The sequence below is a fragment of the Massilia aurea genome, from assembly GCF_024753205.1.
Taxonomy (GTDB): Bacteria; Pseudomonadota; Gammaproteobacteria; order Burkholderiales; family Burkholderiaceae_D; genus Telluria; species Telluria aurea.
The window spans coordinates 393,769-414,634 of record NZ_JANUGZ010000004.1; the positions used below are offsets into that span (position 1 = coordinate 393,769).

23 protein-coding genes are annotated in these 20,866 nt (G+C 65.3%); 19 read left to right on the forward strand and 4 right to left on the reverse strand.

Annotated features, from left to right (window positions below; genetic code table 11):
• Positions 1-96: 96 nt before the first annotated feature.
• Genes mscL through NX775_RS16850 form a run of 4 tightly spaced genes read left to right on the forward strand, consistent with a single transcriptional unit; the run spans position 97 to position 2,786 of the window.
• Positions 97-510 carry a large conductance mechanosensitive channel protein MscL gene (gene mscL / locus NX775_RS16835; RefSeq protein WP_183554587.1) on the forward strand — a complete coding sequence of 138 codons (414 nt, stop codon included), beginning with the start codon at positions 97-99 and terminating at the stop codon, positions 508-510.
• Complete coding sequence (locus NX775_RS16840) at positions 507-1,718, forward strand: trypsin-like peptidase domain-containing protein (protein ID WP_258837051.1); 1,212 nt, start codon at positions 507-509, stop codon at positions 1,716-1,718. Before mscL ends, NX775_RS16840 begins: the two co-directional genes overlap by 4 nt.
• A 28-nt stretch (positions 1,719-1,746) precedes the next feature.
• Complete coding sequence (locus NX775_RS16845; RefSeq protein WP_183554585.1) at positions 1,747-2,433, forward strand: DUF2461 domain-containing protein; 687 nt, start codon at positions 1,747-1,749, stop codon at positions 2,431-2,433.
• An 11-nt stretch (positions 2,434-2,444) separates the two neighbouring features.
• Positions 2,445-2,786, forward strand: coding sequence for a cupin domain-containing protein (locus NX775_RS16850; protein ID WP_258837052.1), 342 nt, complete (start codon positions 2,445-2,447; stop codon positions 2,784-2,786).
• Positions 2,787-2,886: 100 nt separating this feature from the next.
• Here NX775_RS16850 and NX775_RS16855 read toward each other — a convergent pair whose 3' ends face one another.
• The 4 genes from NX775_RS16855 to NX775_RS16870 form a co-directional block, all read right to left on the reverse strand.
• Positions 2,887-3,915, reverse strand: a complete 1,029-nt coding sequence (locus NX775_RS16855; RefSeq protein ID WP_258837053.1) for an NAD(P)H-dependent glycerol-3-phosphate dehydrogenase — start codon at positions 3,913-3,915, stop codon at positions 2,887-2,889.
• Between the two features lie 225 nt (positions 3,916-4,140).
• On the reverse strand, positions 4,141-4,599 hold the full coding sequence (gene secB, locus NX775_RS16860) for a protein-export chaperone SecB (RefSeq protein ID WP_183554579.1): 459 nt from the start codon (positions 4,597-4,599) through the stop codon (positions 4,141-4,143).
• A gap of 170 nt (positions 4,600-4,769) precedes the next feature.
• The gene (gene grxC / locus NX775_RS16865) at positions 4,770-5,033 is read right to left on the reverse strand and encodes a glutaredoxin 3 (RefSeq protein ID WP_183554577.1); all 264 of its coding nucleotides are present in this window, start codon (positions 5,031-5,033) and stop codon (positions 4,770-4,772) included.
• A gap of 41 nt (positions 5,034-5,074) precedes the next feature.
• Positions 5,075-5,476, reverse strand: a complete 402-nt coding sequence (locus NX775_RS16870) for a rhodanese-like domain-containing protein (protein WP_183554575.1) — start codon at positions 5,474-5,476, stop codon at positions 5,075-5,077.
• Positions 5,477-5,565: 89 nt separating this feature from the next.
• Between NX775_RS16870 and gpmA the strand changes: the two genes are divergently transcribed.
• From gpmA to gspF, 15 genes are all read left to right on the forward strand, one after another.
• Positions 5,566-6,312 (forward strand): 2,3-diphosphoglycerate-dependent phosphoglycerate mutase, encoded by a 747-nt coding sequence (gene gpmA / locus NX775_RS16875; protein ID WP_258837054.1) that lies wholly within the window; start codon positions 5,566-5,568, stop codon positions 6,310-6,312.
• 19 nt (positions 6,313-6,331) lie between these two features.
• A complete protein-coding gene (locus NX775_RS16880; RefSeq protein ID WP_258837409.1) occupies positions 6,332-7,822 on the forward strand; it encodes a murein hydrolase activator EnvC family protein in 1,491 nt (496 codons plus the stop codon).
• Between the two features lie 17 nt (positions 7,823-7,839).
• Positions 7,840-9,318, forward strand: a complete 1,479-nt coding sequence (locus NX775_RS16885; protein ID WP_258837055.1) for a S41 family peptidase — start codon at positions 7,840-7,842, stop codon at positions 9,316-9,318.
• 39 nt (positions 9,319-9,357) lie between these two features.
• Positions 9,358-10,134, forward strand: coding sequence for a HesA/MoeB/ThiF family protein (locus NX775_RS16890; RefSeq protein WP_258837056.1), 777 nt, complete (start codon positions 9,358-9,360; stop codon positions 10,132-10,134).
• Between the two features lie 140 nt (positions 10,135-10,274).
• Positions 10,275-10,730 (forward strand): type II secretion system major pseudopilin GspG, encoded by a 456-nt coding sequence (gene gspG / locus NX775_RS16895; protein WP_183554567.1) that lies wholly within the window; start codon positions 10,275-10,277, stop codon positions 10,728-10,730.
• Between the two features lie 9 nt (positions 10,731-10,739).
• Positions 10,740-11,216, forward strand: a complete 477-nt coding sequence (gene gspH, locus NX775_RS16900; protein WP_370660596.1) for a type II secretion system minor pseudopilin GspH — start codon at positions 10,740-10,742, stop codon at positions 11,214-11,216.
• 14 nt (positions 11,217-11,230) lie between these two features.
• Positions 11,231-11,617 carry a type II secretion system minor pseudopilin GspI gene (gene gspI, locus NX775_RS16905; protein ID WP_258837057.1) on the forward strand — a complete coding sequence of 129 codons (387 nt, stop codon included), beginning with the start codon at positions 11,231-11,233 and terminating at the stop codon, positions 11,615-11,617.
• Positions 11,614-12,279, forward strand: a complete 666-nt coding sequence (locus NX775_RS16910) for a PulJ/GspJ family protein (RefSeq protein WP_258837058.1) — start codon at positions 11,614-11,616, stop codon at positions 12,277-12,279. Before gspI ends, NX775_RS16910 begins: the two co-directional genes overlap by 4 nt.
• Positions 12,279-13,253 (forward strand): type II secretion system minor pseudopilin GspK, encoded by a 975-nt coding sequence (gspK, locus tag NX775_RS16915; RefSeq protein WP_258837059.1) that lies wholly within the window; start codon positions 12,279-12,281, stop codon positions 13,251-13,253. Before NX775_RS16910 ends, gspK begins: the two co-directional genes overlap by 1 nt.
• A 17-nt stretch (positions 13,254-13,270) precedes the next feature.
• Positions 13,271-14,488, forward strand: a complete 1,218-nt coding sequence (gene gspL / locus NX775_RS16920; protein WP_258837060.1) for a type II secretion system protein GspL — start codon at positions 13,271-13,273, stop codon at positions 14,486-14,488.
• On the forward strand, positions 14,485-15,003 hold the full coding sequence (locus tag NX775_RS16925; protein WP_183554555.1) for a type II secretion system protein M: 519 nt from the start codon (positions 14,485-14,487) through the stop codon (positions 15,001-15,003). Before gspL ends, NX775_RS16925 begins: the two co-directional genes overlap by 4 nt.
• A complete protein-coding gene (gene gspN, locus NX775_RS16930; protein WP_258837061.1) occupies positions 15,000-15,773 on the forward strand; it encodes a type II secretion system protein N in 774 nt (257 codons plus the stop codon). Before NX775_RS16925 ends, gspN begins: the two co-directional genes overlap by 4 nt.
• Entirely contained in the window at positions 15,773-18,187 is a 2,415-nt protein-coding gene (gspD, locus tag NX775_RS16935) for a type II secretion system secretin GspD (protein WP_258837062.1), read from the forward strand. The genes gspN and gspD overlap by 1 nt, the downstream gene beginning before the upstream one ends.
• 4 nt (positions 18,188-18,191) lie before the next feature.
• Complete coding sequence (gene gspE, locus NX775_RS16940; RefSeq protein WP_183554549.1) at positions 18,192-19,613, forward strand: type II secretion system ATPase GspE; 1,422 nt, start codon at positions 18,192-18,194, stop codon at positions 19,611-19,613.
• Positions 19,614-19,616: 3 nt separating this feature from the next.
• A complete protein-coding gene (gene gspF, locus NX775_RS16945) occupies positions 19,617-20,837 on the forward strand; it encodes a type II secretion system inner membrane protein GspF (RefSeq protein WP_258837063.1) in 1,221 nt (406 codons plus the stop codon).
• The last annotated feature ends 29 nt before the right edge of the window (positions 20,838-20,866 follow it).

The following is a 20,866-nucleotide window of genomic DNA, read 5'->3' on the forward strand; positions in this document are numbered from 1 at the left end:
CTTTTGCACCATCCCGGCGCCCCGCTGGACGCCGTCGCCGAGAGGCATCGGTTATCATGCAACGACTTATTTCAACAACAATGAGAGGGGTTAATCATGGCAATGATGGACGAATTCAAGAAGTTTGCGATGCGCGGCAATGTGATGGACCTGGCCGTCGGCGTGATCATCGGTGGGGCCTTCGGCCGCATCGTCGATTCGCTGGTCAAGGATGTCATCATGCCGCCGATCGGCGCCATGTTCGGTGGTCTTGATTTCGCCAATTATTACATCCCCCTCAATGGCCAGGGCTATAACCTACCACTTGCCGAGGCGCAAAAGGCGGGTGCCGTGCTGGCGTACGGTAATTTCTTGACGATCATGCTGAACTTTATCCTTCTTGCATTTGTCATCTTCCAGATGGTGCGCCTGATGAACCGCCTGCGCGGCCCCGTCGAAGCGCCGACACCGGCCGCCACGCCCGAAGACGTACTGCTGCTGCGCGAGATTCGGGACGCCCTCAAAAAGTGAAAGATGACATCGTCCGCGACATAAGGCCCCCGCATCCGCTGCAGCGCTTCTGGGTCCGTTCATGGCTGCTGTTTGCGCAAACGGTCACGGTGGCGCTGGCCATCTGGTTTGTCGTGGCCGCGTTGCGGCCGGCCTGGCTCGAATCGACGCCGGCGCCCAGGCAAGTGCAGGTAGGCGCGGCGGGCAAACCGGTGCCGATGCTGCAGGCGCCGCCCCGGGCCGCCACCGGCAGCTACCGCGACGCTGCCGCCAAGGCGATGTCGTCGGTGGTCAATATCTACACGAGCAAGGCCTCGCGCGAAGCGCATCCGCTGCTGAAAGACCCGCTGTTTCGCCGCTTCTTCGGCGGCGACCGCGCGCCGCAGGCCGAGCAGCTGGCCAGCCTCGGCTCGGGCGTCATCGTCAGCAGCGACGGGTACATCGTCACCAATTTCCATGTGATCGATGGCGCCGATGCGATCGAGGTGGGCCTGGCCGATGGCCGCAAGGCAGCGGCAACGCTGGTCGGCACCGATCCGGAGACCGACCTGGCTGTGATCCGCATCAAGGAGCGCAACTTGCCGGTGATGGTATTGGGCGACCCGGAACTGGCGCGCGTGGGCGACGTGGTACTGGCCATCGGCAACCCGTTCGGTGTCGGCCAGACGGTCACGATGGGCATCATCTCGGCGCTGGGCCGCAACAACCTGCACATCAACCACGTGGAGAATTTCATCCAGACCGATGCCGCGATCAATTTCGGCAACTCGGGCGGGGCGCTGGTCGATACCAATGGCCACCTGCTGGGCATCAATTCGGCCATCTACTCGCAAAGCGGCGGCTCGGTGGGCATCGGGTTTGCCATTCCCGTGTCCACCGCCAAGAGCGTGCTGGACGCCATCGTCAAGAACGGTGAGGTGGTGCGCGGCTGGATCGGCATCGAGTCGCAGGACATCACGCCCGAAATGGTCGAGAGCTTTGGCTTGTCGAAACGCAGCGGCGCCATGATTGCCGGCGTGGTGCGTGGCGGGCCGGCCGAGCGCGCGGGGATTCAGCCGGGCGACATCCTGGTGGCAGTTGCTGGTAAAAAAGTGGCTGATACGAGCGAGATGCTCAAGTTGGTGGCCCAGCTCGAGCCGGGCGCGTCCGTACCGATGACGATCGTGCGCCAGAGGCGCGAAACAGCGATCGCCGTCAAGGTCGGCCGCCGTCCACGCCAGACGCCCTGAACTTCTTGAATTTTATTTTCGGACCCACATGCATCTGCGCGACCTGACGCAATACCTGAACGAACTGACCGAGAGCAATAACCGCCCCTGGTTCATCATGAACAAGCCGCGCTACGATATCCTGCGCGAAGAATTCCAGGAGGTTGTCACCGAACTGATCCGGGCCATCACGGCCTTCGACAAGCAGGTGGCGGCCTGCAATCCGAAGAAGGCGATGTTCCGCATTAACCGCGACATCCGCTTTTCAAAGAACAAGACGCCGTACAAGACGCGCTTTTCGGCCGGCATCACGCCGAACGACAAGCGCCGGCCCAGTGCCGGCGGTGGCTCGACCTATTATTTCCAGATCGATGCCAACGGCAAACTCGGTTTTGGCGTCGGCGAATACCTGCCGCCACCACCGCGCCTGAAGGCGATTCGCGAGCACGTGGTCAACGATGCGACGGGTTTTGGCAAAATGTTGAAGAATAAGCATCTCCGCGCCACCTATGGTGACCTCCTGGACGAGGACAAGTTGCAGCGTCCACCAAAGGGTTTCGATGCGGATCATCCGCATGTCGAATACCTGAAGCTGAAAAGCTTTTTCGTGTGGACCGAAGTCGATCTGGCGCTCAATGCGCCGGAAAAACTGGTGCCGCAACTGGCGCAGGGATTCAAGGACGCGTTTGCGCTGGTCACTTGGCTGCGCAGCGTTCCAGAACAACACGACGAATAGAGGAGGGCGACATGGCCTTGCATCACGCTACATCCGGCGAGAAAATCGCATTGCAACGCGGCGATAACGATATCGCCCATTTCACCTCGGTGGCCCTGGTCAAGACCGAGCATATGGAACTGATCCGGCTGGTGCTGCCGGTTGAACGCCCCATCCCCGAACACCGGGTCGATGGCGAAGTGACGGTGCTGTGCCTGGAAGGCGAGATCGCCGTCGATGCGCACGGTGCGACGACGTCGCTGCAGCCGAACGAGATGGTGTATCTGAATGGCGGTGTGCCGCACACGATCCGCGCCGTGAAGGACGCGGTGGCGCTCATGACGATCCTGATCGGGCCGCAACAAGCTGCCTGATACGAGGCTCCGACAAATTGCTTGATACGTAGGGTGGACGGCCAGGCCGTCCACGCGGTGATGGTTGGCGGCGAGATCATCCGGCGCGCCACGCTATGCTTTACGCCACTTCAATCCTCGGATCGCGCGCCAGCAACCCCGCTGCCGTCCGCGCGGCATCCACCCCATCGAACAGCACGCCCGCCACCGCTTCGGTGATCGGCATGTCCACGCCCAGCTTGTGCGCCAGTTCGCGCACCGCCTTGGCACACGGCACGCCTTCGGCCACATGGCCCAGTTCGGCCACGATGGTGGCCAGCGCCTTGCCCTCGGCCAGCGCCAGGCCCACGCGCCGGTTGCGCGACAAATCGCCCGTGCACGTCAGGATCAGGTCGCCCATGCCGCTCAGGCCCATGAATGTACCCGGCTGCGCGCCCAGCGCCAGTCCCAGGCGCGTGATCTCGGCCAGTCCGCGCGTGATCAGCGCGGCGCGGGCGTTCAGGCCCAGGCCCAGGCCATCCGATGTGCCGGTGGCAATGGCCATCACGTTCTTGACGGCGCCGCCGACTTCCACGCCGACCAGGTCGTCGCACGAATACACGCGCAGGTTGTCGCCATGCGCCAGCGCGACGACGCGTTCGCGCAAGGCGCGCGAGCTCGACGCCACGGTCAGCGCGCATGGCAGGCCGCGCGCCACTTCCTGGGCGAACGACGGGCCGGACAGCGCCGCGCCGGGCACGGCGTCGCCCAGTACCTGCGCGACCACCTGGTGTGGCAGCAGGGCGGTGCCAGCCTCAAAACCCTTGCACAGCCAGACGACGTTGGGAATCGAGCGGCCGCGCAATTGTTCGAGCAAGGGGCGCAAGCCGGCCACCGGGCACGCCAGGATCAAGAGCGGCGTCTCATCCGGCGCGCTCGTGGCGACATGGGCCAGCGCTGCGTCGAAGTCGGCGCTCACGCGCAGGGCAGCCGGCAGCGGATGGCCCGGCAGGTAGGCGCGGTTGTCGCGCGCGGCCTCGATCTCTTGCATCTGCCGGGGATTGCGGCCCCACAGCAGCACGTCATGGCGCGCCGCCAGGGCGATGGCCACGGCAGTGCCCCAGGCGCCAGCGCCCAGGACAGTGATTTTGGTGAGCTTATTCTGTTGCATGGAACTCCTGCAGAGGATTACAGGCCCCAGACATCCGAGACCTTGATGCGATCAAAGGCGAATGCGCGCGGGGCGACCGGCAATGCGGCGCATGAGGCGGTCAACGGGGAGCCGGCAAGACGGCGGGCGGAGAACATGGCGGGCCTGGATGGTGGTTGAAACCGGGACACCGGACATCTGGCACGAACGCAGCGTGGCGCCGCGTTCGTCGGGTACGACTGCTGCTTAATTCGACGGCGCTGCTGCGGCTTCGGCCATGGCCTGGGCGCGCTGCTGGTAGAAGGCTTCGAAGTTGATCTCGGCCAGGTGCACTGGCGGGAAGCCGGCACGGCTGATCACGTCAGCGATGTTCGCGCGCAGGTAAGGATAGATGATGTTCGGGCAGCCGATGCCCAGCAGTGGATCCATCTGGTCAGCCGGGATGTTACGGGCTTCGAAGATGCCTGCCTGCTTGCCTTCGACCAGGAACGCAACCTTGTCCTTGACCTTGGCGGTGACGGTGATCGTCACGGTCGACTCGTAGATGCCTTCTGCGATGCTTTCAGCACCCACGTCGAGCGACACTTCGATCGCTGGCGCTTCTTGCTCCAGGAAGATCGATGGCGAGTTCGGTTGCTCCAGCGACATGTCTTTCAGGTAGACGCGTTGGATTTGGAATACTGGTTGCAGAGTTTCGTCGGACATGGAACGCTTTCTAATAATAGTGGGAAGTGGCGGGCCACTCCGGTTGCCTGGTCGAGCGCGACGTCGTGAACGGGCCGTCGGATCGAACACGACGGCAATTGTAGCAAAATCAACTTGCTTGCAATAGCAGTCTTGCCGCCGACGGCCGCTCTACGCAGTGCGCATACAGCTTACTCGCCCTTGAGCAGCGGGTCCAGGCGGCCTGCCTGGTCCAGCGCATACAGTTCGTCAAAGCCGCCGACGTGCGTATCGCCAATATAAATCTGTGGCACCGTGCGGCGGCCGGTGCGCTGCATCATGACCTGGCGCTGCTCGGGATCCAGGTCGACACGGATGCCTTCGATCTCGGTGACACCCTTGGCTTCGAGCAGGCGCTCGGCGCGGACGCAGTAAGGGCAAGATGCGGTGTGGTACAAAACGACGTGAGCTGCCATGATGAATCCTTTCGTGTGCCCGATCGACTCGATGGGGCGGTTTATTTGGTGAGCGGCAAGCCTGCAGCCTTCCAGGCCGCCAGGCCGCCTTCCAGGCTGTGGACGTCTTCGAAACCGGCCGCCTGCAACTGGCGCGCCGCCTTGTCGCTGCGTGCGCCAGTCTGGCAGACCATGACGACAGTCCGGTTTTTCGACTTGTCCAGTTCGCCAATGCGAGCACCCAAGTCTGCCAGCGGGATGTGTTTCGCGTCGCGCAGGTGACCGGCGGCGAATTCTTCGCTGCTGCGTACGTCGACGATCGTGGTCTTGCCGCGGTTGATCATCTGCGTCAGCTGCAGCGGCGATGCGCGTTTTCCGCGCGGCGCCAGGGCTGGCCACAACAGCGCGCCGCCAGCGAGAACGGCGATCGCTACGAGGAAAATGTTATCGATAATGAATTTCACAAGGGTTCCGATTGGTTGAACTGAATCGGGGCATTATAAAATAGATGCTGGACCGGACATCAACCAGAAATTTTGCGAAAAGAGCTTTCATGTACAAAATCGTATTCATGCGCCACGGCGAATCCACCTGGAACCTGGAAAACCGCTTCACCGGCTGGGTCGACGTCGACCTGACTGCCAAGGGTGTGGCCGAAGCAAAGGCCGCTGGCCGCGCGCTCAAGGACGCCGGTTTCACCTTCGACCTCACGTATACCTCGGTACTCAAGCGCGCGATCCGCACGCTGTGGCTGGCACTGGACGAGATGGATGCGATGTATCTGCCGGTCAAGAACGACTGGCGCCTGAACGAGCGTCACTACGGCGCGCTGCAGGGCCTCGACAAGGGCGAGACCGCCGCCAAGTTCGGCGACGAGCAGGTGCTGGTCTGGCGTCGCAGCTACGACACGCCGCCGCCGGCGCTCGAGAAGGACGATTCGCGCACGTCGTTCAATGACCCGCGCTATGCCAGCCTGGACGAAAGCCAGATTCCGCTGACCGAATGCCTGAAAGAGACCGTGGCACGCGTGATGCCGGCCTGGAACGACGAAATCGCCCCGGCCATCCGCGCCGGCAAGAACATCCTGATTTCGGCCCACGGCAACAGCCTGCGCGCCATCATCAAGATGCTCGACAACATCAGCGACGCCGACATCGTGGGCCTGAACATCCCGAACGGCCAGCCGCTCGTGTACGAACTCGACGCCGACCTCAAGCCGATCAAGCACTACTACCTGGGCGACCAGGCGGCGATTGCCGCTGCCATGGCCGCTGTCGCAAACCAAGGGAAGGCGAAGTAATCTTTTGCGTTTGCCAACCATGAAGGACGCCGGCAGCAAGCTGTTGTGCACACTGCTGGCGGTCGCGCTGTCCGGCGCGTTCGCGTCGGACGCGTGGGCGCAGCGCCAGACCGAGCGCAGCCGTCAGAAAGCGGCGGCCGAGAAGCAGCGCGCCGGCATCCAGCAACAGCTGGCGGCCATCAAGCGCGACATCAACCAGACCGAAAACGCCAAGGAAGACGCGGCCGACACGCTGGCCGAGTCCGAGGCTGCCATTTCCGACGCCAACCGCGCACTGCGCGATCTGGCCGAGGAACAGGATGCGACGGCAACCCGCCTGCAATCGCTGGCGAATCAGCAAGCCCAGCTGGCGCAGACCATCGGCGCCCAGCAACAACAGCTGGCCAGGCTGCTGCGCGAGCACTATGTGGCTGGCAACGAAGACCGCATCAAGCTGCTGCTCTCGGGCGATAACCCGAACCGCATCAGTCGCGACCTGCAACTGATGGCATACGTGTCGCAGGCCCAGGCGCGCCTGCTCGACTCGGTGCGCAGCAATCTGGCGCAGGTTGAAGTCAACCGCGACAAGGTTGAAAACGCCCAGCAAGAGCTGGAAGAAATCGCCCAGGAACAACTCGATCAGAAAGCCATGCTCGAGAAGGAAAAGGCGCGCCGCGCGGCGCTGCTGGGCACGCTGTCGAGCAAGCTGGCCGACCAGCGCAAGCAGGTCGACCGCCTGAAGGGCGACGAAGAGCGCATGTCCGGCCTCGTCGACCGGCTGGCGCGCCTGATCCGTGAACAGGCCGAAGCCGAGCGCAAGCGTCAGGTAGCGGCCGCGGCTGCGGCTGCCGCGAAAGCCAAAGCCAAGGCCGAGGCTGATGAAAAAGCCCGCCTGTTGGCGCAGGCGCGCGCCAAGGCGGCGGCCGACCGGCGCGCCGAGCGCGAACGCGAACGTGAACGCATCGCGCGCCAGAACGCGAACGCCAAGCCGGGTGTCAAACCCGAGCCGCTGCCGGCACCACTCCCCGCGCCAGTCAAGGAAGCCCCGGTCGTGGCCGAGCAGCCGCGGCCAGTGCCAACGCGCCCTGAACCGGCGCCGGCGCCCGAGGTCGCGCTGGGTCCGGCAGCGCCGTCCGGCTCGTTTGCCTCGCTCAAGGGCCGCATGAGCAGCCCGATCAATGGCAGCGTCGTGGCACGCTTCGGCACCCGCCGCGGCGACGGTCCGAACTGGAAAGGCACCTTCTTCAAGGCGCCCGAAGGCACGGAAGTGCGCGCGGTGGCCCCGGGCCGCGTCGTGCACGCCGACTGGATGCGCGGCTTCGGCAACCTGATCATCATCGACCATGGCGGCGAGTACCTGTCGATCTATGGCTACAACCAGGCGCTGCTCAAACGCCCCGGGGACAGCGTGCGCGCGGGCGAGGCGGTGGCCAGCGCGGGCAACACCGGTGGTAACGAAGAATCGGGGCTATACTTTGAGCTCAGGCGTAACGGCAAGGCGTTCGACCCGGCAGGCTGGGTCCGGTTCTAGGTCACCACAGGGTACACATGGGCATGAAAGCAAAGGGGTTCGGGCTGGTTGGCGTGGGGATGGTGTTGGGTGTGGCGGCGTCGTTCCAGTTGTCTGCCTATGCACAAAAAACCGGCACCGCCACGTCGCTGCCACTGGACGAGCTGCGCCAGTTGGCCGATGTGTATGGCCTGATCAAGACCGACTACGTCGAGCCGGTCGAAGACAAGAAATTGCTCACCGAAGCCATCGGCGGCATGGTGGCCTCGCTCGACCCGCACTCCGTGTACCTCGACCAGAAAGCGTTTCGCGACATGCGCGAAGCGGTGCAGGGCAAGTTCGTCGGCGTGGGCGTTGAAATCTCGAACGAAGACGGCTATATCAAGGTCGTCTCGCCGATCGAGGACACGCCTGCGTTCAAGGCTGGCATCAAATCGGGCGACCTGATCACCCGGATCGACAATGTCCCGGTGCGCAATATGTCGTCCGACGACGCCATCAAGCGCATGCGCGGCAAGGTCGGCAGCAAGGTCACGCTGACCATTGCCCGGCCCGGCGACGACAAACCGTGGGTCGTGCCGCTGGACCGCCGCGAAATCAAGGTCGTCAGCGTCAAGGCCAAGGTGGTCGAGCCCGGCTACGCCTGGCTACGCATCAGCCAGTTCCAGGAAAACACCCTCGACGAACTGGCCAAAAAAACCAAGGAACTGTACGCCGAACAACCCGACATCAAGGGCCTCGTGCTCGACTTGCGCAACGACCCGGGCGGCCTGCTGCCGGGCGCCATCGGCGTCACGGCGGCGTTCCTGCCCAAGGCCGATCAGGTCATCGTCAGCACCAAAGGGCAATTGCCCGATTCGAACCAGTCGTTCTACGGCCGGCGCGAATTCTATGCCCAGCGCGGCGATCCGCTGGCCGGGTTGCCAGCCGGGCTCAAGACCGTGCCGATGGTGGTGCTGGTCAATGGCGGCTCGGCATCGGCCTCGGAAATCGTCGCCGGCGCGCTGCAGGATTACCAGCGCGCGATCGTGATGGGCAGCCGCACCTTCGGCAAGGGTTCGGTGCAGACGCTGCGCCAGTTGTCGCCCGACACGGCGATCAAGCTGACCACGGCGCGCTATTACACGCCGAAAGGGCGGCCGATCCAGGCCACGGGCGTGCAGCCCGACCTGCGGGTGGATGAAACAGCGGACGGCGACCTGCTCAACGCGCTGCGCGTGCGCGAATCGGATCTGCAGCGCCATCTGGTGGCCGAAGGCGAGCAGCCTGCGGCCGCTGGCAAGGACCAGGCAGCAAGCCTGGCCCAGCAACAACGCGCGCTGGCGCTGCTGAAAGACCGCAAGCCGCTCGAGTTCGGCAGCAAGGACGATTTCCAGCTGGCCCAGGCCATCAATCACTTCAAGGGCCTGAAGGTAATGCTGGCAAAAGGCGAGCCGGCCGAAGAAAAACCAGCGCCGGCGCCATTGCCGGGCGCGGAAAACAAACCGCCCGAGCTGCATGCGCCAGCCAAGAAGTGACGTCTGGTGGAGGATAACGTCCTCCACCGCGCTTTCCCCATGAACGACAAACAACTCCTGCGCTACTCGCGCCACATCCTGCTCGACGACATCGGCATCGAAGGCCAGCAGCGCCTGCTGGACGCCCACGTCGTCATCATCGGCGCCGGCGGCCTGGGTTCGCCCGCAGCCCTGTACCTGGCCTCCGGCGGCATCGGCCACATCACGCTGGTCGATGACGACACCGTCGACCTGACCAACCTGCAGCGTCAGGTCATGCACACGACCGGGCGCATCGGTGAGCCGAAGGTCGAATCGGGCCGCGCCGCGCTGCTGGCGATCAATCCCGACATCGAAGTCACCGCCCTGCGCGAACGCGCCGGCCCCGAGCGGCTGCTGGAACTCGCGCGCGCTGCTACGGTCGTACTCGATTGCAGCGACAACTTCGCCACCCGTCACGCCGTCAACCGCGCCTGCGTGGCGGCCGGCACGCCGCTCGTGTCGGGCGCCGTGATCCGCTTCGACGGCCAGCTGGCCGTGTTCGACGCGCGCCAGCCGGCCGCGCCGTGTTACGCCTGCCTGTTCCCTGAAGACACTGGCTTCGAGGATGTGGCGTGCAGCACGATGGGCGTGTTCGCGCCACTGGTCGGGGTCGTCGGCGCGGTCCAGGCTGCCGAGGCGATGAAACTCATCATGGCCATCGGCGCGCCACTGGTCGGTCGTCTCTTGATGCTCGACGGCAAGTACATGGAATGGACCGCGATCGGCGTGGCGCGTAACCCGGCGTGTCCCGTATGTGCGGTGCGCCATGGTGAGAGCGGCAACACTGTTGATTAGTGGTGTCTTAACGGGCGCCGTGAAACGTGGTGTGTAGATGAACGTGACATACAATTGCGTACTTTTCGCAGGTACGCTTGTCATAATTCGGGCTTATACTGTGCCGGTTCCATCGATTCCCTTGTCATCACACAAAGCTTATGAATTTTCAACGTACTCAGCGCAACACGCGCAGCACAGGTCGTGCACGCGGTTTCACCCTGGTCGAGATCATGGTTGTCGTGGTCATCATTGGCATTCTTGGCGCGCTGGTCGTGCCCAAGCTGCTGGGCCGCACTGGCGAATCGCGTGTCACGGCTGCCAAGGTCGACATCGCCACGATGATGCAGGCGCTCAAGCTCTACAAGCTCGATAACCAGCGCTACCCGACCACCGAGCAGGGCCTGGTCGCACTGACCACCAAGCCGACCTCGGGCCCGTCGGCCAATGGCTGGAAAGAGGGCGGCTACATCGAGAAACTGCCGAAAGACCCTTGGGGTAACGCTTACCAATACCTGTCGCCGGGCGTCAAGGGCGAAGTCGACGTGTTCTCGTACGGCGCCGACGGGCAGCCGGGCGGTACTGGCGAAGACACCGACGTCGGTTCCTGGGACTAAGTTATCTCCATGCCGGCCATGCGCACAGCGCGCACACGCGGCTTCACTCTGGTGGAGCTGCTGGTCGTGATGGTCATCATCGGCCTCACGCTGGGCATGGCCACGCTCAACGCCATCCCGAGTCCGCGCCAGGATCTCGACAAGGAAGCGCAGCGCCTGGCGCTGCTGCTGCAACTGGCCCGCGACGAAGCGATCGTGCGCAACCGCCTGGTTGCGTTCGAGGCCAATGGTGACCGCTACCGCTTCATGGTGCGCGGCGACGCCGGCTGGGAGCCCGTCACGCGCGACGATCTGCTGCGCGAGCGTGAATTCAAGAATTCACCCCTGCAATTGATCCTGGAACCGACCGGCACCGGCAACCCCGACATGCTGCGCATCACGTTCGGGCGCGAGCCGGTCGACCGGCCATTCGTGCTGACCATGGCCAAGGGCGGCAACACGGTCGCGATCCGCGCCGACGGCGTCGGCCACTTCACTGTCGAATGACATCCCCCGCCACCATGCGCCCAGCCTCCCGCCCTGCTGCCGGTTTCACGCTGCTCGAAGTGCTGGTGGCGCTCGTCATCGTCGGCACTGCACTGGCTGCCGGCCTGCGTGCAGTGGGCAGCCTGACCTCCAACAGCCAGGGCTTGAGGGCGTCGATGATGGCGACCTGGTCGGCCGAGAACCGGCTGGTGCAGATCCGCCTGGGGCGCGAATTTCCCGAAGTGGGCAAGCGCAGCTTTCCGTGTCCGCAAGGCGGCCTGAACCTGATGTGCGAAGAAGAAGTCCTGACCAGCCCGAACCCGCTATTGCGCAGGATCGAAGTCTCGGTATTTGACGTCGACAAGCCTGGCCGCCGCATTGTCAAACTGATCCAACTGGTTCTGAGGCCTTCCCCGGTATGACGCGGATCCCGAGCAGCAGGCAGCGCCCTGCAGGCTTTACCCTGGTCGAGCTCCTGGTGGCGATCGCCATCCTCGCCATGGTGGCTGTGCTCGGCTGGCGCGGCCTGGACGGCATCGTCCGCGCACGCGTGGCGCTGACTGCCGACATGGAAACCACACGCGGCATGCAACTGGCCTTTGCCCAGATGGAAAACGATTGCGAGCACGCGGCCGGCAACGACATCATGGCCGGGCGTCCCGCGCTGCTGTGGGATACCGACCGCCTGGTTCTCGTGCGCAAGGTGTTTGTCGAGAATGAACCGTCGCGCCTGCAGGTGGTGAGCTACCGCGTCGTCGAAGGAAAATTGGTGCGGCGCGAGTCGCCCGGTACGCGCGACCTGATCCAGATCGAGCAATTGTGGCAGGCGATCACGTCCGATGCAGCGGCCGAGAATTCGCCGTCCGTCGTGCTGCAGGTCGGCGTGGTCGGCATGCAGGTGCAGGGCTGGCAGAACAATGCCTGGCGCAACGAACCGACTGCCGTGGGCGGCGGGGCGCAAGATCCCGTCATTGTCGAGTCGCCTGCCAAAAACGCGCAGGACCCCACTGGCGTGCAGGTAGCGCTGACCGTGCAGGGCCTGGCCCAGCCGATGGTCAAGGCATTCCTGCTGGGAGGTACCTGATGCATCGCCGCCTCACACGCCAGCGGGGCGTCGCCGTCGTCACTGCCATGCTGCTGACCACGCTGGCCATTTCGATTGTCGCCAGCCTGTTCTGGCAGCAGCAGGTGCAGGTGCGCTCGATGGAAAACCAGCGCCTGCAGTCGCAGACCAAGTGGATCCAGCGCGGCGCGCTCGACTGGGCCAGCGTGATTTTGCGCGTCAATAACAATAGCAACTACACCTCGCTTGATCAGGTCTGGGCCACGCCACTGGCCGAAACCCGACTCGACCAGTACATCGAGCGTGAGCGAATCCAGGGGGAAAACTTCGATGCGTCGCTGTCGGGGCAGGTTCTGGACGCCACGGCGCGTTACAATCTGAACAATCTGGCCAAGGGTGGCATTGTTGAAAAATCCCAGGTGGAAGTCATGCGCAGCTTGCTGACCAATCTTAGGCTCGAAGCGCGGCTGGCCGTGCCAATCGCCGAGTTTGTCGCCGCCGGGCAGCAGTTGGCCCCTGTGCCGGAAAATACCGATCCAACCACGGTCGTCCGGCCGCGGCGTAGCGGCGCACCGATGCGGCTGGAGCGGGTCGATGATTTATTGATGGTGCCAGGTCTTAAGCCCGAGTCGGTCGAGCGCCTGCGCCCGTTCGTGATCGTGCTGCCGTCGTCGAATACGGATGTCAATGTGAATACTGCGTCTCCCGAGGTACTGGCCGCCGTGCTGCCGGGAAGCTCGATGTCCGAAGCCAACTCGCTCATTGCCCAGCGCCAGCGAACGCCGTGGATTGACGTGCCGAACTTCAAATTGACATGGAAGGGCGGGGTCGAGGGTGTGGAGCCGCGAATTACCGCCAAAAGCACGTATTTCCTGGTGCAGAGCCGGATCCGGCTCGACCGCGCTGCGCTGGACGCCGAGTCGCTGGTGCAGGTCGGCGGCAGCAACCTGATCAACCCCGGTAGTGTGAACGTGATCTGGACCCGCCAGAACTGAGAAGAAAGCGAGACAGTTTGAGTACTCTTTATATCCGGCATCCGGCACGCAGCCAGGGCGAAGGCGCCCTGTGCCGCTTCGCGCTGGTCGGCGACAACGGCGCCATCGGCCAGCAGGGCGAGGGCGTGCTGCGCAATCTGGGCGACGTCGTTGCCGCCAGCCGGCGCGTGGTGCTGGTACTGGCCGCCAGCGACGTCACGCTGCTGTCCGTGCAGGCCCCGCCGCTGGCCGGCGCCCGCCTGCGCGCGGCGCTGCCGGCGCTCGTCGAAGAACACATCCTGGGCGACCCGCTCGATTGCGTGCTGGTGGCCGGCCCGGTGCAGCCCGATGGCCGCCGTCCGGTGGCCGTGGTGCAGCAGGCCTGGCTCGAGCCGCTCGTGCGGGCACTGCTTGCGCTCGGTGCGCGTCAGATCGCGGCCATCCCCGAGCAATTGTGCCTGCCCCTGCACCCGGGCAGCGTCAGCGCCGCCGTCGGCAACGGCGAACTGATCCTGCGCCAGAGCCAGTACGATGGCCTGGGCCTGGCGCTTGACGGCAGCCCGGTGATGGCCTTGCAAACGGCGCGCGCGCTGTCGGGCGATGCGCCGCTGGTGCTGTACGTCGACCGTGAACAGCTGGGTGAATACAATGCGCTGGTGGCCGAAGCCGGCCCCGGCATCACGCTGGAAAGCGACGACTGGGCGCACTGGATCGCCGGCGCCAAAGGCAGCACCGGCCCCGTGCTCGACCTGGTGCCGGGCCTGGGCACGGCCGGCGTCGCGCAGCGCGACTGGCGCCGCTGGCGCTGGCCGATCCGCCTGGCGCTGGCGGCCGTGGCGATCAACCTGATCGGCCTGAATGTCGAATGGCTGGGCCTGAAGCGCGAAGCCGATGCCGTGCGCCTGCAGATGAGCCAAACGTTCCGCTCGGTGTATCCGAACCAGCCGGCCATCGATCCGGTCGTGCAAATGCGCCAGAACATCGACCGTGCCAAGGCCGGCAGCGGCCAGGTGGCCGGCAACGAATTCAACTGGATGGCCGCCGCCTTCGGCGAAGCGACACGCACACTGGGCGTGCCGCCTGCGATTGCATCAATCGATTACCGCGAACGGACCCTCACCGTGCGCGTCAAACCAGAGTCCACCAACCCCGGCATGGCCGACCAGCTCCGCGCGTCCCTGTCGTCACGTAACCTCAGCCTGGAGTCGCCCGACGCGACCACCTGGCTGATCCGCAGCACAGGAGCCAAGCCATGAGCGCCATCGGCAAACTGAGCGGCCTGCGCGAACGCGTGGGCGGCTACTGGAGCGCGCGCACCGCGCAAGAACGCAAGTTCCTGCTCGTCGGCGGCGGCGTGGTGGCGCTGACGCTGCTGTACCTGGTGCTGCTCGAACCAGCGCTCACTGGCCGCGAACAATTGCGCCGCGCGTTGCCCGAGCTGCGCCAGCAAGCCGCGCAGCTCGACGCGCTGGCGGCCGAAGCGCGCGCCGTCGCGGCCCAGCCGGCGCCGGCCGTCGCACCCGTCACGCGCGAGGCGCTGGCCGCCAGCATGACGGCCAGCGGCCTGAATCCCGCGTCGCTGTCGGTCAGTGGCGAGTACACCAAGGTGCAACTCAATGGCGTCTCGTTCGCCAACCTGATGGCCTGGCTCGACGCGCAACGTCGCGACAGCCGCCTGCTGGTGCAGGATGCGCAATTTACCGCCAAGGATGCCCTTGGCCAGGTCGATGCCACGCTCACGCTGCGTCAAAGCACCGAGCCGGCTGCATGAGGCGGGCGCTGACGTGGGGCCTGCTGGTGGCGCTGGCCGTGGTAATCACAGTGCTGGCATTCCTGCCGGCGGCCTGGCTTGGCCCCATGGTCGAACGCCAGACCGGCGGTCGATTGACGCTGGGGGATGCGCAGGGTACGCTTTGGCGCGGCTCGGCCTTTATTGGCGGAGCGCCGGGCCAGGGCGGTGCGGTGACGCCATTGCTGCCAGGCCGTTTTGCCTGGACCCTGTCGCCACTGGTGGTGCTGGGCAACGTGAACATGACGCTCGAAAATGCACAGGCGCTGGCCAATCCGGTGCGCGTGCAGGGCAGCTGGTCGCAGTGGCAGGTCAATGCCGGCGAACTCCTGCTGCCAGCCGAGGGGCTGGTGGGCCTGGGCGCGCCGCTCAATACGCTCGCGCCCACCGGCCGCATCCGGCTTTCCTGGAATACGCTGGACCTGCTGCGCCAGCAGAACATCGTGACGCTGCAGGGTCGTACCACGCTGTCGATGAGCGACATGGGTTCGCGCATGTCGCCCGTCAAGCCGCTGGGCAGCTACGAAATGATCATGGACTGGCGCGGACCGCAGGCCGATCTGACGCTGCGTACCGTGCGCGGCGCCCTGCTGCTGTCGGGCGCAGGTACATTGCAGAACGGCCGCCTGCGCTTTTCAGGCCAGGCAGCGGCCGCCGATGGCTATGAAGACACTCTGGGAACCATGTTGAATCTGCTGGGACAGCGCCGGATGGTGAACGGCAAAAACGTAATCGCACTCGAGTTCAGATAATGAAGAAAACAGACCACACCACCTTCGCGCACCTTGAACTTCCGGCCCTGCGCCGTCTTGCCGCCGGCGCCATGCTGTGCTGCGCCGCTTCCGCCGTCGTCACGACCCTGGCGCTGCCATTGTCGGCCTCCGCGCAAGAGACTGCGAACGCCGCAGCGCTCAGCTTCGTGAATGCCGACATCGAATCGGTGATCAAGGCGATCGGCCACTACACCGGCATGACCTTCATCATCGACCCGCGCGTGAAAGGCACGCTGACGCTGGTATCCGAAAAGTCGCTCAGCAAGAGCGAAGCCTTTGGCCTGCTCACGTCGACCCTGCGCCTGCAGGGCTTCGCGGTGGTCACCAGCGGCGACGGTTATGCCAAGGTGGTGCCCGAGGCCGAAGCCAAGCTGCAATCCTCGCCCACGCAAGTGGGCGGCGTGCGCTCGAGCAAGGCTACCGGCGACCAGATCGCCACACAGGTGTTCTACCTGTCGTACGAATCGGCCGCCAATCTCACCGCCGTGCTGCGGCCGCTGATTTCGCCGAACAACTCGATCATGGCCAACCCGGGCAACAACACCCTGGTCGTGACCGATTACGCCGACAACCTGCGCCGCCTGGCGCGCATCATCGCCGCGCTCGACGCACCGGTGGCGGCCGAGCTCGACGTGATCCCGATCCGCAACGCCATCGCCAGCGATATCGCGCAACTCGTCACGCGCCTGATGGAGCCGGCCGCCGGCGGCGACTCGGGCCGCGTCACGGTGCTGGCCGATCCGCGCACCAACGCCGTCATCGTGCGCGCGCCGTCGCAGGCCCGTGCCAACCTGGCCAAGAGCCTGATCGCGCGCCTCGACCAAGAGAGCTCCAGCCGCGGCAATATCCACGTCGTCTACCTGAAAAACGCCGACGCCAGCCGCGTCGCGCAAACGCTGCGCGCCGTCGTCTCGCAAGACGCCTCGGCCGTGCCGGTGCAGCAGCAGGGCACGTCGGGCAGCTCGATCACGTCGGGCACCGGCAGCGGGCAGGGCGGCAGCGGCGCTGGCGGCCTAGGTGGCCAGCAAGGCCAGCAGAGCAGCACCGGCATGGGCGGCACCGGCAACACCTTCGGCCAGCAAAGCCAGCTCACCGCCAACGCGGGTGGCGCCGGCGGCGGCCAGGGGTCCGGCTTCATCCAGGCCGATGCCTCGACCAATAGCCTGATCATCACCGCACCGGACGCCGTCTACCGCAACCTGCGCTCGGTCATCGACCAGCTCGACGTGCGCCGTGCCCAGGTCTATATCGAGGCGCTGGTGGTCGAAGTCACGTCCAACAAGGCGTCCGAATTCGGCGTGCAGTGGGTTGGCGCCACGGGTGACTCTGACAGCAAATACCGCTTCGGCGGCTTGCAGAACTACACGGGCGGCGGCTCGAGCAGCAGCATCGTCAACCTGGCGCTGGCTGCCAGCCAGGGGACGGGCGCCACGACCACGCCAAGCGTGCCGTCGGGCCTGACCTTCGGCCTGTTCCGCCAGATCGGCGGCGAGCTCGGCCTGGGCGCCGTGGCCCGCGCACTGGAAAACGACGGCAACGCCAACATCCTGTCGACGCCAAACCTGATCACGCTCGACAACGAACTGGCCACCATCAAGGTCGGCCAGAACGTGCCGATCATCACCGGCTCGTACACCACGTCGGGCAACAACAGCGGCAACCCGTTCCAGACGGTCGAACGGCAAGACGTCGGCCTGCTGCTCAAGGTGCGCCCGCAGATCTCGGAAGGCGGCACCATCAAGATGGCCATCTACCACGAGAATTCGAGCGTCGATGCGTCCACCCGCAACCTGGCCTCGGGCCTGACGACCAATGTGCGCGCCATCGAAAGCAATGTGCTGGCCGACGATGGCCAGATCATCGTGCTGGGCGGCCTGATCGAAGACACCGAGGGCGACGGCGAAGAAAAAGTGCGCGGCCTGGGCGACATCCCGGTGCTGGGCAACCTGTTCAAGTACCGCACCCGCACACGCAACAAGACCAACCTGATGGTGTTCCTGCGCCCGGTCGTGGTGCGCAGCAAGGATGCGTCGAACTCGATCGCGATGGACCGCTACGAATTCATGCGCGCCGCTGGCGCTGCCGGCCGGCCGGAGGCTTCGCCGCTGCTGCGTGACCTGGGCGCGCCGCTGTTGCCGCCGCTGGTGGGCGGTCAGCCGCCGGCAGGTGGCGGCATGGCGACGCTGCCGGTCCAGGCGCCGCCGCCGGCCAACGCCGCGCCGGGCGCATCGAACGATGGCGCTGCCAATCGTCCGGGCGCCTCGCGTTCGAGCTCTGCAAACCCGGCGAGCAATGCTGCGGAAACTGTACCGGGCGCAGCATCTGGCACAGTATCTGGCGCCCCCGTGCCAGCCTCGCAATTTCGCCCGGTGACGCCACCGAACCGGGAGTAATCACATGACCAATCTCTTGCCCTACGCGTTCGCCCGTGACCACGTCGTCCTGGCGCGCGGCACTGGCGAACCGGGCCAGAGCGTCGAAGTGCTGGTCTCCAGCGCGACCGCGCCGGCCGCCATCGCCGAGGTGTCGCGCCGCTTTGGCCGCATCCAGCTGCGCCGCATGGACAAGGACGAGCTCGACACCGTCATCGCCGGCGCCTATGCCGGCGGCGGCAACGACGCCTCGCAGGTCGTCGACGAGTTCGATGCCGACCTCGACCTGACCAAGCTGCTGCAGGACGTCCCCGCAATCGAAGACCTGCTCGAATCGTCCGACGACGCGCCCGTGATCCGGATGATCAATGCGCTGCTGACGCAATCGCTGCGCGAAGGTGCATCCGATATCCATATCGAACCGTTCGAGCAGACGTCGGTCGTGCGCTTTCGCATCGACGGCGCGCTGCGCGATATCGTGCGGCCCAAAAAGGCCATCCACGCGTCGCTGATCTCGCGTATCAAGATCATGTCGCAGCTCGACATCGCCGAAAAACGCCTGCCGCAGGATGGCCGCATCACGCTGCGGGTGGGTGGCAAGCCGGTCGACGTGCGCGTCTCGACGCTGCCGACCGGCCACGGTGAGCGCGCCGTGCTGCGTCTGCTCGACAAGGAGGCAGGGCGCCTCGACCTGTCGCACCTGGGCATGGCCAGCGACCTGCTGCCGCAGTTCGACCGCCTGATCAACCAGCCGCACGGCATCGTGCTGGTCACGGGCCCGACCGGCTCGGGCAAGACCACGACGCTGTACGCGGCGCTGTCGCGCCTGAACGCGGCGACCGCCAACATCATGACGGTCGAAGACCCGATCGAGTACGACCTGAACGGCGTCGGCCAGACCCAGGTCAATGCCCGCATCGACATGACGTTCGCAAAAGCGCTGCGCGCCATCCTGCGCCAGGACCCTGACATCATCATGATCGGCGAGATCCGCGACCTGGAAACGGCGCAGATTGCCGTCCAGGCATCGCTGACGGGTCACCTGGTGCTGGCCACGCTGCACACCAACGATGCGGCCTCGGCCGTGACGCGCCTGCTCGACATGGGCATCGAACCGTTCCTGCTGTCCTCGTCGCTGCTGGGCGTGATGGCCCAGCGCCTCGTGCGTAAACTCTGCTCGCAGTGCAAGACCTTCGACGGCACCACCTGGCACGCGGTCGGTTGCGAGCGCTGCGGCCACACCGGTTACCACGGCCGCGTCGGCGTCTACGAGCTGCTCGAGACCACCGACCAGATCCGCGCCCAGATCCACAACCGGGCGTCCGAAGCCGACATCCGCGTCGCGGCGCTGGGCGTGGGCATGAAGACCATGCGCGAGGACGGCGAACGCTGGCTGCTCGATGGCACCACCACACGGGCCGAAATCGTGCGCGTGACCAAGGACTAACCGATGCCGGCATTTCGTTACGAGGCCGTCGACAACGGGGGCGCTACCCGCAAGGGCGTGGTCAACGCCGACAGCCCGCGCGCCGCGCGTGCCGACCTGCGCGCGCAGGGCCTGACGCCGCTGAGCGTCGAGGCCATCGCAGCCCAGCTCGATGCCGCCGGCGTGGCCCGTTCGCGCGGCATCGGCGAGCGCCTGTCGCAAAACGAGCTGGCCCTGTTCACGCGCCAGCTGGCCAGCCTGCTGGAGGCCGGCCTGCCGCTCGAGCAAGCGTTTACCGCCTTGCTCGAACAGGCCGAGCGCCCGTACGTGCGCGACCTGGTCGCGTCGATCCGCGCCGAAGTCATCGGCGGCTCGGCCTTCTCCACCGCCCTGACGCACCACCCGCGCGACTTCGCCGAGATTTACCGGGCGCTGGTCGGCTCGGGCGAGCAGATCGGTCAACTGTCGCGCGTGCTCTCGCGCCTGGCCGACTACATCGAGCGCCGCAACGCCCTCGTGCAGAAGGTGCGCCTGGCGTTCACGTATCCGGCGATCGTCACCGTGGTCGCGTTTGCGATCGTGATTTTCCTGCTCACCTACGTGGTGCCGCAGATCGTCTCGGTGTTTGCCAATACCAAGCAAAAGCTGCCATTTCTCACGGTCGTCATGCTGGCCGTGTCCGACTTCGTGCGTGCGTATGGGATTTATGTCGGCATCCTGATTGCCGGCGCGTTCTGGCTGTGGCGGCGCGCGCTGCGCAATCCCGTGCTCAAGCGCCGCTGGCACACGTGGCTGTTGACCGCGCCCATCTACGGCAAGTTCGAACGCAGCCTGAACACCGCGCGCTTTGCCAGCACGCTGGCGATCACCACCGGCTCGGGCGTGCCGATCCTGCGCGCGCTCGACACCAGCCGCGAGACGCTGTCGAACGTGGCGATGGCCGAACTGGTCGAGCAGGCCACGGCCAGCGTGCGCGAAGGCGTGAGCCTGGCGCGCGCGCTGTCGGCGCAAAAGCTGTTTCCACCGATGCTCGTGCACATGATCCGCGCCGGCGAAATCACCGGCGAACTGCCGGCCATGCTCGAGCGGGCCGCCAATTCGCAGCAAGCCGATCTCGAACGCCGCACGCTGACCATCGCCGGCCTGCTCGAGCCGGTGCTGATCCTGGCGATGGGCCTGGTCGTGCTGCTGATCGTGCTGGCCGTTTTGATGCCGATCATCGAAATCAATCAGCTGGTGCAATAAGAATCGCGCAGCAATGCCTATGACCGAGA

What these genes read in the sequence shown, in the direction of transcription:
- secB (WP_183554579.1), bottom strand. Translation starts at nt 4,599, where the DNA reads ATGTCCGACGAAACTCTGCAACCAGTATTCCAAATCCAACGCGTCTAC.
- gspN (WP_258837061.1), top strand. Translation starts at nt 15,000, where the DNA reads ATGAGGCGGGCGCTGACGTGGGGCCTGCTGGTGGCGCTGGCCGTGGTA.
- grxC (WP_183554577.1), bottom strand. Translation starts at nt 5,033, where the DNA reads ATGGCAGCTCACGTCGTTTTGTACCACACCGCATCTTGCCCTTACTGC.
- NX775_RS16885 (WP_258837055.1), top strand. Translation starts at nt 7,840, where the DNA reads ATGGGCATGAAAGCAAAGGGGTTCGGGCTGGTTGGCGTGGGGATGGTG.
- NX775_RS16890 (WP_258837056.1), top strand. Translation starts at nt 9,358, where the DNA reads ATGAACGACAAACAACTCCTGCGCTACTCGCGCCACATCCTGCTCGAC.
- NX775_RS16845 (WP_183554585.1), top strand. Translation starts at nt 1,747, where the DNA reads ATGCATCTGCGCGACCTGACGCAATACCTGAACGAACTGACCGAGAGC.
- NX775_RS16880 (WP_258837409.1), top strand. Translation starts at nt 6,332, where the DNA reads ATGAAGGACGCCGGCAGCAAGCTGTTGTGCACACTGCTGGCGGTCGCG.
- gpmA (WP_258837054.1), top strand. Translation starts at nt 5,566, where the DNA reads ATGTACAAAATCGTATTCATGCGCCACGGCGAATCCACCTGGAACCTG.
- gspE (WP_183554549.1), top strand. Translation starts at nt 18,192, where the DNA reads ATGACCAATCTCTTGCCCTACGCGTTCGCCCGTGACCACGTCGTCCTG.
- gspD (WP_258837062.1), top strand. Translation starts at nt 15,773, where the DNA reads ATGAAGAAAACAGACCACACCACCTTCGCGCACCTTGAACTTCCGGCC.
- gspI (WP_258837057.1), top strand. Translation starts at nt 11,231, where the DNA reads ATGCGCCCAGCCTCCCGCCCTGCTGCCGGTTTCACGCTGCTCGAAGTG.
- NX775_RS16850 (WP_258837052.1), top strand. Translation starts at nt 2,445, where the DNA reads ATGGCCTTGCATCACGCTACATCCGGCGAGAAAATCGCATTGCAACGC.
- NX775_RS16925 (WP_183554555.1), top strand. Translation starts at nt 14,485, where the DNA reads ATGAGCGCCATCGGCAAACTGAGCGGCCTGCGCGAACGCGTGGGCGGC.
- gspG (WP_183554567.1), top strand. Translation starts at nt 10,275, where the DNA reads ATGAATTTTCAACGTACTCAGCGCAACACGCGCAGCACAGGTCGTGCA.
- gspK (WP_258837059.1), top strand. Translation starts at nt 12,279, where the DNA reads ATGCATCGCCGCCTCACACGCCAGCGGGGCGTCGCCGTCGTCACTGCC.
- gspF (WP_258837063.1), top strand. Translation starts at nt 19,617, where the DNA reads ATGCCGGCATTTCGTTACGAGGCCGTCGACAACGGGGGCGCTACCCGC.
- gspH (WP_370660596.1), top strand. Translation starts at nt 10,740, where the DNA reads ATGCCGGCCATGCGCACAGCGCGCACACGCGGCTTCACTCTGGTGGAG.
- NX775_RS16910 (WP_258837058.1), top strand. Translation starts at nt 11,614, where the DNA reads ATGACGCGGATCCCGAGCAGCAGGCAGCGCCCTGCAGGCTTTACCCTG.
- NX775_RS16855 (WP_258837053.1), bottom strand. Translation starts at nt 3,915, where the DNA reads ATGCAACAGAATAAGCTCACCAAAATCACTGTCCTGGGCGCTGGCGCC.
- mscL (WP_183554587.1), top strand. Translation starts at nt 97, where the DNA reads ATGGCAATGATGGACGAATTCAAGAAGTTTGCGATGCGCGGCAATGTG.